Raw genomic sequence first — 12,905 nt, forward strand, 5'->3', positions numbered from 1 at the left:
TGCTTTTTTAGTACTATTTAGTTACATTTACCTTTATCAAATCAATCAGTTCCAACCTCCTTAAGTAATCACACCTTACTTATGAATTTTAGGTAACATAGCAGCTTTATCAGCATAGTCATCATGGCATTCACCACAAGAATATTGCGCGGTAGACCATGGCATTTGGAACTTACCGTCTGTAGTGAACTGCTTAGCACTTGGATCTAAGTCAATAGTGAAGAGATGAGACCTAACATCACCAAACTTAGTTGTGCCATCTTTACCTAAGTGAGTCAGTGCACTTTTCGCCAGTTTAGGCATATGACAACTGGTACACTCGGCAATAAAGTTGTGCCCGTATGAACCACCGCCATCAGTGAATTCCTTGGTATGACAATCAGTACACTCTTTCACCGCACCTGAATGAAGGCCATCAGTACTTGCTTGATTCACTGTAGATTTATGTGAATCATGACAAGTGGTACATGCCATATCCTGCTTAGGTCCAATTTCGTCCCCAGCGCTATAGCTACCATGATCTTCTGGCACAACACCCAGTAATTCATCACCAGTTTGATGGTGTTTAGAAATACCACCACTCGAGATGATTCTGCCTCCAACCTTACTTCCATCTGGGAATGCAGCATTGTATGCACTAATGTAAGTCGGATAATCCTTCTCACCATCACGCGTATGACATTCAGCACATGTCACCGCTTTACCAAAGCCCATATCATCTGCTAAGAAATCTTCAGTTGTACGCGCTGTAGCAATTTTAGTGATATTAGTTTTGGACGGAGAGCTAACGTGTTCGCTACCCGCACCATGACAAGCTTCACATTGAACGCCTTGTAGTGCGAATGTTCCCCCCATTCCAGGAAGATTATCTTGGCGATCAGGATTACGAGTATCACCATCTTCTGTGGTTGTTCGCTTCCAACCAGTAGTATGGCAATTACCGCATTTGTATTGATAATTTATCTCTGTTGACTTGTAATCCCCCATCACATCAGGGTCAGTCAAATGATTTTCAGGAATATTCAGCGTGCCATCAGCATTACGAATGTTATATTGCACATTTTGTCCCGTCACAATATAACCATCAGCATCTAACCAGCGCATTTTCCAATGATAACCACCCACAACGTAAGACACCTCGTCATAGCTGGTTGGAGCGCCTAAAGCATTGTTAGTTGTGCCATCACCATCAGGTCCTGCAAATTGCAATAAATCAATTGCACCATCGATAGTCGTTTCTGGTGTGTAAGGAAAACTAGGCAGCTCACTGTTAGTGATTTTTTGAATTTTAAAGTTATGACCGCTTTTGCTGAAGGAATCGTGCTGACCGCTATGACACGTCGCACATGCAGAACTTCCCACATAACTTAATGGTTCCGGTTCTGGCGGCAGCTCAATGGTCACTGTGACTTGCGCCGTCGTTTCATCGGTGCCGTCACTAATGGTGTAATTAAACGATTCTTCGCCAGCGTCATCCCCTGCTGAAAAATCAATTTTGCCATCTTTAATCACGGCCATATCTGAATCAACCGACACAATAGTCAGACTGTCGTTATCTGCATCGCTATCATTGGCAAGAACATCGATTGTAACCATCTCATTGACCAGTACGGTCGCGGTATCAGCAACAGCTACTGGCGCGGTATTTTCAATCGGTGTAGTGGAGGTGTCATCATCGCTGCTACAAGCAAATAGCATTGTTACCATGCTAGCTACAACAAGCTTTTTATATGGAATTGAAGTATTCATAAGTTCATCCTTAATATTAAATCGCCTGATATACCCGAGTAGGCGATGGATATGTCTCTTTGGACATGTTCCCAGTATTAAAGACGTACTACTAAAGAGATAGATAAAGACAATTCACTAAAGCGTTACTTCTGTGAAGAATAGTTATCATAAAAACACTATTCACTTGTAATAATTGGCTTTTTTAAAAATTACAAAGTGCAAAACTATTTAGTAAAATGATATGGCTTTGTTAAAATTAGTGATGCACGCCTCATTTTGTAACCAACTGATGTTATGAAGGGAAAAAGCAATAGTGCATTTACAAGCGTTTGCTGACTCAAAAGCTGCTGCTGAATTTGAATATAAGCCCAATTTTTAAAGGCAACTTAAAACTCATTGATTAAAATTGCCACTAGTTCATAAAAATTGCCACTAGGCCACTGAAATAATCAACTTTTCATTGGCCTTTTTGTGTCATCTCTTAAACAAGTAAAACTTAGGATAGGACTACTTCTCAAACGAGTGTGAATATATATTTAGGTGACGTAGTGAATTTCAGCACTGCTGCTGTAATGCAACAATACCGCGACAGCAAAACTAACGGCCCTATGTTTAGAAGCGCTAGGTTTAGAAGCGCTAGGCCTAGAAGCCCTATGTTTAGAAGCGATAGTTCACACCAACGCCGGTGCCTAACTTGAATTTAGTATCATCGTGTAGTTGTAGTGCTGGATTCACATGTCCATATAAGCTCCAACCTTTGGCAAAGTGCCAATCTAAACCGATAGGCATTCGCACCCCAAAGTCATCGTCCCATTGCACGTAACCACCCACGCCAACAAAATAAGACACTGGTGCGTTTTCTGAGAGCCTGCCACGTTTAAAGTGGTAATCAAAAGCCGCACCATCATTACCTGCAAAAACATGATAGGTATTGTCAATTCTTACGCTCATACCTAAACCTTGATCAACGCCAAAACCGAGCTTTACTGCTGCATTAGCAGTTGCAGAAAGTGCTGTGCTAGACAATAGCAGAGCCGCTAGTGATAGTGACAACTTCTTGTTCATTCAAAATACCTTATAATTCGAGCACCGCAATGCCATCTTCTAATATTCAAGCTAATGGACGCACAATATATATAGATCCAATGAATTAGAAAAATTAAATATTTTAAATGATGGCTTAAGCTAAATTTAATAAACATGTCCCACAAAATATACTTGTTAAAAAAGCAACAACTAAAGCTAGCTTTGCAAAATGCCGACGCTCACAAAGGTATCATTAAACAATACTTACCATCCTTGCGATTCACGCATACTGATGGCAGATTGGTCTACCCTTTTGACTTGATAAAAACATAATAAAAAACCTCTTTAGATAACGCTCTAAAGAGGTTAGCTGCTTAATTCACTAGCCATAGTCCACTAGCAATAGTCCACTAGCGAGAATTAACAGTTAATAATCAAAACCTAACTGTGCTTTTACGCCGTCATTAAAGGCGTGTTTGATGGGTTGCACCTCACTCACCGTGTCAGCAAGTTCTATAATATCGCGATGGCAGGCACGGCCTGTAATGATCACATGCTGCATTTTAGGGCGTTTTTTCAAGGCTGTTAATAGATGAAATTAATTCACAACTCTTCCATGAGTTTTTTGGCTTGTTCAAAACCCGCATCGGCACTAAGTTGAATTAATCTTCTTCCTTCTTCAACATTTATACTTCCACCCACACCGCTAATAAACAGCTTGCCCAGTTCAAACTGTGCTGCAGGTAACCCTTTATGCGCTGACTTTTGAAACCATGAAATCGACTTTACTAAATCAACATCCACTCCTGTACCATCACGGTATATTTCCCCCAGATTGAACATCGCATATTTTGAGTTCAAAGAAGCAGATTTTTCGTACAATTCAATTGCCTTTGCAATATCTTCATCAACACCATAACCAAACCTAAATATTTCACCAAGGTTATTAATAGACTCAGCATGGTTATCTTTAGCTGCTAATTCAAAATAGTATTTAGCACGTTTATAATCTCTATCAATATCTCTTCCACTAAATAGCTTTCGAGCAATGTAATAATTAGAGTCCAATCCCTTTCTATTAGCTGTATCAGTAAAGTAAGCTAATGCTTTTTTTTCATTCTTAGATACACCTATACCGTTAAAATAGAAAACAGCTAAAACTTCTTTCACAACATCATTGTCTAACGCTAAAGCCCTTTCATACCATTCCACTGCTAATGAAGGCTGTTTGTCATCAGTCGAAAAATAATATAACCACCCAAGGTATGCAGCTGCATTGGAATTGCCTTGACTATAAGAAACTTCAAGATAATGAATTGCTTTTTCTTTATCTTGTGGAATTGCAGAACTTTCATAATATATCTTACCAAGGTAATAACTGGATTGGTTATAACCTGCAGCTGATGCTTTCTCTAAATACTCAATAGCTTTATAATGATTTTGTTGTACACCTTCCCCTTTATATAGCATTTCTCCCAAATGTTTATTGGCTTTGTAATAGTCCAATTGAGCAGCTTTCTTAAAGTAATTATATGCGAGTTCAGAATTTTTACCGGTACCATTTCCAAACCTATATATAACCCCCAAATTCATTAAGGCATAATCATTATCAAGCTCCGCAGCTTCTGTATATAGTTTAATCGCCTTACTTTTATCTATAGGAACTTCTATACCATTAAAGTAAAATGTTGCAAGATTATTGAGTCCTTGAGCATTTTTTTGTGCAGCTGAAAGCTGATACAAATAAAATGCCTTAGAAAGGTCTTTTTCAACTCCGTTTCCGGATTCATATTTATATCCTAAATCGGCTTGCGAAGCTCCATCTCCCAATGCCGCAGCTTCAGTGTATAGAGAAATAGCCTTCTTTAAATCTACAGGGACACCCCAGCCATTATTATAAATTTTAGCTAATCGCGCATAAGCTTTTCTGTAGTCTTGTTGAGCTGATAACTCTAGGTACTCTATGCCTTTTGGTACATTTTTTTCGACTCCTTCACCTAATGTATAAAATAGTCCTAAATAATATTGAGCTTCAGGTTCACTTAAATTTGCAGCTTTAATATACCAAGGAATACTTGACTCTATATCACCTTTTTCAAAATCATATATTACACCTATGTTTAAATAACAAGTTGGAAGTTGATACATAGCTCCTTCAAGTGAAAGAGACATGGCGAGTTCTACATTCTTATATTGACCTTCTCCCAGATACAGATCTGCAAGTTCACATTTACCATCTTCATAGCCCCCAGAAATTGACTTTTCATAGTATTCAATAGCTTTGTCATAGTTCTGCGATACATATTCGCCTTCTCGATAAAAAGCTGCCAAATTATAAAAAGCTTTTGCTTGGTTATTTCTAGCTGCCTCTGAGTACCACTTAAATGCCAGCTTATTGTTTTCAACCAAACCTAAACTACCGATATCGTATCGAAAGCCAAGTTCTAACTGGGCTTCAGGAACACCAGCTTCTGCTGATTTCTTTAGTAACTTTAGTGCTAAAACTTCATCTCCTTTATTTATTGCCCGTAAATAGGGACCTAACTTTTTTTCTGATTCTATGTCTGTTTTATACATAACATGTTGGTTAGTATTTGAACAAGCCATTGTGATAATGACCAAGCAACAATATGTTAATTTTCTTATCATCATTCTTCCAAACAGGTTTATATAATCCATTTATTAAAATTTAAATACATTATCAATTATCGTTTTAACACTTAAATCACGGGTATCAACGACATAAAACATGAATTCCGTATTGATTCACCCCTTCTTTAAAACATAGTTCCCTTTTCACACAACCTCCTTATTGTTTATGTTCTTAATTAAAAAATTGCTAAACTTAGCAGCAATATAAAACCAACCAAAAACTTTTAAATCATTGATTATCGTGATATATAGACTGAGTTATGTAAAATAACCTTCAATACGGTTTACTTACATGCTTATAGGCATAAAACTGTAAACTTGATATTCAATATCAGCCAGCAAAGCAAATATAAATTCCACTGCAAAATCAAAAAATTAAGATTATTACACCAATAAATGTGACACCACTTGTTTCACCAACTAATAAACCCCTGCAGAAATAGTATTGCCAACAGCCAATTTAGATAAATAAAAATCGAAGAGTAAATAAGGAGGAAGAGTAAAGCAGCACAAGCACTTTATATTGCAGTTATTGTTTCCTGAGCCAAGTAGGTTACTTGGAATACTCGCAGATAAGTATAACCAAAACCCTAGGTTGACCAAGATAATGACAATATTCCAGGAAAATTCAGTAAAGAATGGTACGCTAATCAAAACTACCGAAGTAAAACCAAAACTCAGTAACATAAAAGTATTAGTAAGGTAGTGTTCCGAAAACTCTTTCAACCAATCCATTAGTTATCCTTTTAGTAAGTCATCCTACTTACCAATTATAATTATTTCATATTATCGAACATTTCGATAAACCTTGTTTTCTAAACTGATAAATCACAATTTTTAATGAAGAATTTTATTAACTTAGCAGCCCTTTTTGGCTTGTTCAACTTTAATCTAAAAGAGTAAGCTCATTTATATGGTATGAAAGAATGTAAATACACCATCACGGCATCGGGCCTTAAAGCTCGCTGGTTAACATTTTTGAAAAAAACCTCTTTAGATAATGCTCTAAAGAGGTTGGCTGCTTAATTCACTCGCCATCGTTCACTAGCGATAATTAACAGTTAATAGTCAAAGCCTAACTGTGCTTTTACGCCGTCATTAAAGGCGTGTTTGATGGGTTGCACCTCACTCACCGTGTCAGCAAGTTCAATAATATCGCGATGGCAGGCACGGCCAGTTATGATCACATGTTGCATTTTAGGGCGGTTTTTCAGGGCGGTTAATACCCGTTCAAGTTCAATGTAGTGGTAACTTACCATGTAAGTTAACTCGTCTAATAAGACTAAGTTAATGGTGTCATCTTGCAGTAACGTTTCAGCCTGCTCCCACGCTTCCATGGCCGCTTGCGTATCTTTTTCTCTATCTTGGGTCTCCCAAGTAAAGCCTGTGCCCATGACATGGAATGCTACACCGGCTTTTTCAAGTAAATTTCGCTCACCGCACGCCCAAGTACCTTTAATAAACTGCACTACAGCCGCTTTTTGATCATGACCAACAGCGCGGGCAACAGATCCAAATCCCGCCGTCGACTTGCCCTTACCATTACCTGTGAGCACCACTAATACACCCTGCTCTTTATCTGCTGCGGCAATTTTGGCATCTACGCCTTGTTTTACTTTTTGCTGTCTTTGCTTATGTCGCTGCGCTTTTTGCTGCTCACGTTCCTGTGTCATGGTGTTTCCTGTATACGTTTAATTATTCTCTAAATAGCGGCCGCATTAGCTCACTTTAGTTTTTTGTCACTTGCTTATTTGGTTATTAGTTTATTGCTCATCAATGCTAGCGGCTTTTAACTGCAGCGGCATGCCTGCTACCACCAATGTGACCTCATCTGCCAGTTGAGCGATAGCTTGATTTAGCCAACCTGCTTGATCAACAAAATCTCGGCTCAATTCCCCTAAAGGCACGATGCCGCTACCGACTTCATTACTCACTAGCACCACATTACTTTGTAACCTGGGTAGTACCGCTAATAATCGGGATTTCTGTTCTTCCCAACTCACACTCAATGCATCAAATTGGCCTTGCTGAGCAGCATGGGATGTCGCGGCATCATTTAGCCAGCTTGATAGTTGATCATCCTGACCATCGCGGAGCAAATGTTGTGTTAATAATAAGGTGAGACAATCAACAAAAATGGTTTGATTGGGCGCATCAATCGCTTGCAGTGCTTCGGCAATAAACAGCGGTTCTTCAATCAATTGCCAATCAATCTTACTCTTGGGGTCAATCACATGGGCGCGATCATATTGATGCTTTGCAATACGTTGGCGCATTTCATCATCATTCCCAAGCGCCGTTGCCACATAAACACAGTGTTGGCCTAAACAAGCAAACTCGGCAACCACTGACTCGCCATAACGACTTTTACCACTACGAGCACCACCTAAAATGAGTTGGATCATTAATTAAACCCCACAAGCAATATAATTAAGTAACAGGCTAACTCGCCCACTTGTTGTGCTGCACCTAGGGCATCCCCAGTGTAACCACCGATTTGGCGTTTAAAGAACCAGCACAAACTAAACTTGATTCCAGCTAAGGCAATTAATAGCACAAAAGCCAATACGCCATCGACGACAGCTAACACCAATAATGCGGTCAACAAGAGGATAAATAAGTCACTCACATGCTGCTGATTCGCTACAGGCCGCACTTTACTGGCATCTGTATCTTGTACATATTGTTGCGAAAAAATCATACTTGAAGCTAAAACGCGGCTTAAACAATGCGCAATCACCAGCCCCGATGCAGCGACTAATGGGCTATATAGAGCAAGTTCCACCAGTAATTGCCACTTCAATAATAAGGCCAATACCAGCGCTAACGCACCGTATGTGCCAAGGCGAGAATCTTTCATAATGGCCAGCTTGGCCTCTACCGTCCAACCACCGCCAAATCCATCAGCAGTATCAGCTAAACCATCTTCATGAAAGCCACCCGTAACCAATACACTGGCTATCATTGCCAGCAATATCGCAACGCTAATCGGCAATACTAACTGACTCAGCCAAAAAACCGCGGCACTGATTGCCCCCACCAACAGGCCTACCACACCGAAATAGCGACTGGCACGATTAAGGTTATCATTGTCAAAACTCACCCAACTCGGAATAGGGATCCGAGTGAAGAAGCTAATGGCCACTAATAATAAGTTCAATTGCTTAAAGCGGCTGGCAGTGGTGGTCATCCATTTCCTTATCAAGTTATTGGTAACAATTTGATGTCAGTTGCATCATCGATTACTCAAACTTAGTTTGTGCTATCTAAGCATTCTAGAGCAGTTATATTGCGCTATTAAGATACGTTTTGTACGCCGGCTTGATCAAAACTAGCCATGTCGTTATAAAAATTAACGGCTGCCTGAACAAGCGGTAATGCCAGTGCTGCGCCTGTGCCCTCGCCTAGCCTTAAGCCCATAGATAATAAAGGCTTAGCCTGTAAATGCTGCAGCATCAATTTGTGCCCATGCTCTTCTGATTGATGCGCAAAAATCAAATATTCGCGTACATTGGAGTGCAGTTTTACTGCAACAATGGCAGCAGCCGTGGCAATAAAGCCGTCGACTAATACCATCATTTTTCGTTCTGCAGCGGCTAAGATTGCGCCGGTCATTTGCACGATTTCAAAGCCGCCTAAATAAGCTAAAACGTGCACAGGCGAAATTAAATGCTGCTTGTGTAATTTCAGCGCTTCATTAATCAGCGCCGCTTTACGTTCAAAAGTTTTATCATCAATGCCAGTGCCACGCCCCACACACTTATGCACATCAAGTTCTAATAACGATGCCATAATCGCCGCTGCAGATGACGTATTACCAATACCCATTTCGCCTAATGCGATTAAGTTACAGCCAGACAAGTGATGCCTTTCAACTACGTCTTCTGCAAATGCAAAGCCGTCTCTTAATTGTTCAAACGTCATAGCAGGCGCTAAGTGGATCGCTTGAGTGCCATTACCTAAACGATTATTGGTTACCCCTTTCTCGCCCACTAATGCTTGCTTAATACCGCAGTCAATCACTTCTAGTGCAAAGCCCATTTGTTTACAAAACACATTGATTGCCGCACCGCCGGACACAAAATTTTGCACCATTTGCGTGGTGACTTCGCTCGGCGCTATCGACACACCATAAGCGGCAATGCCATGGTCTGCGGCAAAAACCAACATAGCGGGCTGATTAATACTCAACTTTCGTTGGCGAGGCTCTGTGGCCAATTGCACTCTGGCAATTTGCTTTGCAAGTGTTTCTATTTGTCCAAGTGCACCTACTGGTTTGGTTTTTTGATTAATTTTATGGTCGATATCATCATCAAATTGATGACTCACTGGATCTACTGCAAACATCTTATCTCCACTACTTCAGGATAAACCCGCTGACATAATTGCAAGATTAATAAACACAACTTATTCGCTGACACACATGACAGTGAGCGTCATTTATCATGTGTTCAACACGTAAAACCTAATGACGGCCACGTAAAATAAATAGAAAAAATACACTGCCGATTGCTGAGGTAATAATACCCACTGGCAATTCTTGATTGGCCAGCATACATCTCGCCAGCACATCAATCCATAACATAAATAAGCCACCAACGATGGCAGTTAACACCAAAGGTTGTCGACCGGGCAAACACAGTCTCACCACATGGGGGATCATCAAACCGACAAAACCTATACCACCACAGCTGGCAACTAATACCGCAGTGATAAGCGAACATAACAGCAGCATATTGAGGCGCATTTTAGCCACGTTCACCCCTAAGGTATGCGCCGTTTCGTCACCCGCTTGCAGCGCAATAATATGACGTTTATTCGCCACGATTATGCCTAAAGCAATAAGCACTACTGTGGCAGGAATAACCAAGCCAGCCCAGCTTGCTTTAGCAAAGCTCCCTAGTGTCCAAAACAGCACAGAAGCTGAAGCTTGCGGACTTGAAAAATACAGCACTAAACTGGTCATCGCGCCAAACATAAATGACACAGCAACCCCAGAGAGCAACATGCGCTCAACCTGATGGTTCACACCCAAACCAGACAATGACAATACCAATAACACAGAAGCTGCTGCGCCAATAAATGCCCCTATTGGCAACACAAATTGTCCAAGATGCCATTGATTAGCACCTAGCTGAGTTAGTGCATTAATATCAAACAAACTGCCAAACACGGTAAACACGATTACCGCGCCAAAAGCCGCTCCGGAGCTAATGCCGAACAGGTATGGATCGGCCAATGGGTTGCGTGTGACCAGCTGTAATACGTTACCTGCAATGGCAAGCCCTGCACCGGCAATAAAGGCCAATATGATTCTCGGCATGCGCAGTTCAAATACAATACGCTCAGCAATTTGTTGCTCAGCGTTTGCTTGCACATCACTGGCCACAAACAAGTTTTGTAACGCTCGAAAAACATCAGCAAAACCTATGTTTGCCGCGCCCATGCCGGCTGATAACCAAGGACTGATAAGGGTTATCACGGTTAAGACAATGCAACTAATGACAAAGTTTCGTGAAGACATCACAGGAATATTCAAGATGCCTCCCCTTGCAAAGTTGTTGTGTGCGTTTGCTGTGACTGATAACCATAAAAGTACTGGATACATGGATTACCATGCTGCGGATGCGGCGTAACCTGACAACACACATCAAATACCTGAGAAATTTGAGTTTCAGTTAATACCTGCTCAGGCTCACCTGTCACCTTCAGTGTGCCTTGCTTGAGCAGCAAGAGTTGATCACACATAGCACTGGCAAGATTTAGGTCATGGATTGAGGCAATCACCGTGATGCCAAGCGACTTCACTAGTTCTAAAATTTGGATTTGGTAACGAATATCTAAATGATTGGTGGGCTCATCTAAAATCAACAATTGTGGGCGTTGCACTATTGCTCTAGCTATCAGTGCACGTTGCTTTTCACCACCTGATAATTGATTGAATTTTTGTTTTGCTTTATGGGTCAGTCCCACTTGCTCAAGGGCATGAGTGATTAATGCATCATCGTGCGCTGTTTGCCTTGCAAACATAGCTTTATGAGGCGTGAGCCCCATGGCAATTAATTGCTCGGTGGTGACATCTAAGGTGACAGGCGTGTCTTGCTGCACTACCGCGACATGCTGCGCTAATGACTGTGCAGAATAATCCTCAAGCGGTTGGCCAAATATCTCAATACGGCCTTCAGTTGGCACAATAAAACGATATAAACAGCGTAATAAGCTGGATTTACCCGCCCCATTAGGGCCAATCACACCTAACATACTGCCTTTATCGACAGTGAAATGAATATGCGACAACACTTGTTCATTGGCAACCTGCCAACTCAAGTTAGTCACGCGTAACGCTAACATAATTTTCTCCCCTGAGTAGACCCGCTCAGGTATTGAATCGTCACACTTTACACTGGTATCTGACTAAGCAAATTAGTTATTGCATCACAGTTGCGGGTACAGTTCGGGGTTGCCCGATTCCCATTATGTAAAGTGTTTATTAAAGGCTAAGCCTTGCATTTGACTTGAGAGTATACCCCAAGGCAATCGGCAAAAATGTTTTTTACAGTAAAGATTTGTACCATATGAGAAAATACACTTTTCATACAAACACCTGACTCATCTTTGCTGTGGTTCTAGCTCTGTTTTCATACATGGTCAGCTGGCAAACGTGGCTAATGATCAATCTTAACCAGTTATCAAACTGGGCCAGTGCAATTGAAACTGCAGCCCTTGCTTGGCAAAAAACTGCGTGTCTTCAATTTTGCTAGCTGCTTGAACACCCGACATCGCGTTAGTTTCATCGCTTAAATGAAGCTTAGACTCAGACATAATTGATTCATCATAAAACACATCAATTTCAAGCTGCGCAGCATACGGCAAGCTTAACTGACTGAAAAATGAATTACTTTCACCTAAGCCTAATAGTTGATTCATTAACAGCTTCATCACCCCACCATGAGTCACCAATAAGAGGGTTGGCACCTTATCCATGGTGGGCGGGTTTGAGCCCCCATTTGCATCTAATGCTGAGTTGGAAAATAAGTCGTTATCAGCAAAGCACTGTTGCAATAATGTCGTAAAACCGTGTGTCACCCGCTGAGCAAATTCAACCATGGTTTCTGCATTATTTGGTGTGACAGCCTTTGACCAAGGCTCGCGCCAGAATAGCTCCACCTCATCAGGATAGTCTTGATATAAGGCATCAAATTCAACACCATCCCAATCGCCAAAATCCATCTCAGATAACCAGCTCAAGGCTTGGGCTTGAATAACATGTTGCTTTGCATAGACTTGTGAAACCTTTGCACAGCGCTGCAACGGAGAGTGGTAAACCTTAGCAGGCACACAAGGTAGCGAATGCAATGCATGCTGCATTTGTTGCCAACCTTGTTCAGACAAAGCAACATCGGTTTTACCACGTAATATTTGCCCACCTTGGCAATGACCGTGGCGCAATACCCACAACTTTAATTGTTTCATTCGATTCACTCTTGCTCTTGGGC

Annotated in this window: 11 protein-coding genes and 1 pseudogene; all 12 read right to left on the reverse strand. The window is 41.0% G+C overall.

Annotated elements, in window-relative coordinates; all coding sequences use genetic code 11:
- Positions 1–75: 75 nt before the first annotated feature.
- The gene (locus tag ACHUGF_RS01785) at positions 76–1,749 is read right to left on the reverse strand and encodes an Ig-like domain-containing protein (protein ID WP_394129054.1); all 1,674 of its coding nucleotides are present in this window, start codon (positions 1,747–1,749) and stop codon (positions 76–78) included.
- A 639-nt stretch (positions 1,750–2,388) separates the two neighbouring features.
- Complete coding sequence (locus ACHUGF_RS01790) at positions 2,389–2,796, reverse strand: hypothetical protein (protein ID WP_394129055.1); 408 nt, start codon at positions 2,794–2,796, stop codon at positions 2,389–2,391.
- 388 nt (positions 2,797–3,184) lie between these two features.
- Positions 3,185–3,349: pseudogene (locus ACHUGF_RS01795) on the reverse strand (cob(I)yrinic acid a,c-diamide adenosyltransferase); the annotation flags it as partial.
- An 11-nt stretch (positions 3,350–3,360) separates the two neighbouring features.
- Complete coding sequence (locus ACHUGF_RS01800) at positions 3,361–5,406, reverse strand: hypothetical protein (protein WP_394129056.1); 2,046 nt, start codon at positions 5,404–5,406, stop codon at positions 3,361–3,363.
- A 423-nt stretch (positions 5,407–5,829) separates the two neighbouring features.
- Positions 5,830–6,144 (reverse strand): hypothetical protein, encoded by a 315-nt coding sequence (locus ACHUGF_RS01805; RefSeq protein ID WP_394129057.1) that lies wholly within the window; start codon positions 6,142–6,144, stop codon positions 5,830–5,832.
- A gap of 326 nt (positions 6,145–6,470) precedes the next feature.
- On the reverse strand, positions 6,471–7,082 hold the full coding sequence (gene cobO / locus ACHUGF_RS01810; protein ID WP_394129058.1) for a cob(I)yrinic acid a,c-diamide adenosyltransferase: 612 nt from the start codon (positions 7,080–7,082) through the stop codon (positions 6,471–6,473).
- A gap of 90 nt (positions 7,083–7,172) precedes the next feature.
- A complete protein-coding gene (gene cobU, locus ACHUGF_RS01815) occupies positions 7,173–7,814 on the reverse strand; it encodes a bifunctional adenosylcobinamide kinase/adenosylcobinamide-phosphate guanylyltransferase (RefSeq protein ID WP_394129059.1) in 642 nt (213 codons plus the stop codon).
- Entirely contained in the window at positions 7,814–8,599 is a 786-nt protein-coding gene (locus ACHUGF_RS01820; protein WP_394129060.1) for an adenosylcobinamide-GDP ribazoletransferase, read from the reverse strand. Before ACHUGF_RS01820 ends, cobU begins: the two co-directional genes overlap by 1 nt.
- A gap of 107 nt (positions 8,600–8,706) precedes the next feature.
- Complete coding sequence (gene cobT, locus ACHUGF_RS01825) at positions 8,707–9,756, reverse strand: nicotinate-nucleotide--dimethylbenzimidazole phosphoribosyltransferase (RefSeq protein WP_394129061.1); 1,050 nt, start codon at positions 9,754–9,756, stop codon at positions 8,707–8,709.
- A gap of 118 nt (positions 9,757–9,874) precedes the next feature.
- Entirely contained in the window at positions 9,875–10,933 is a 1,059-nt protein-coding gene (locus ACHUGF_RS01830; RefSeq protein WP_394129134.1) for a FecCD family ABC transporter permease, read from the reverse strand.
- Between the two features lie 11 nt (positions 10,934–10,944).
- Complete coding sequence (locus ACHUGF_RS01835; RefSeq protein ID WP_394129062.1) at positions 10,945–11,760, reverse strand: ABC transporter ATP-binding protein; 816 nt, start codon at positions 11,758–11,760, stop codon at positions 10,945–10,947.
- A 327-nt stretch (positions 11,761–12,087) separates the two neighbouring features.
- On the reverse strand, positions 12,088–12,882 hold the full coding sequence (locus ACHUGF_RS01840) for a histidine phosphatase family protein (protein ID WP_394129063.1): 795 nt from the start codon (positions 12,880–12,882) through the stop codon (positions 12,088–12,090).
- Between the last annotated feature and the right edge of the window lie 23 nt (positions 12,883–12,905).

Source organism: Shewanella maritima, assembly GCF_043643735.1.
In the GTDB taxonomy this organism is placed as follows: Bacteria; Pseudomonadota; Gammaproteobacteria; order Enterobacterales; family Shewanellaceae; genus Shewanella; species Shewanella maritima_A.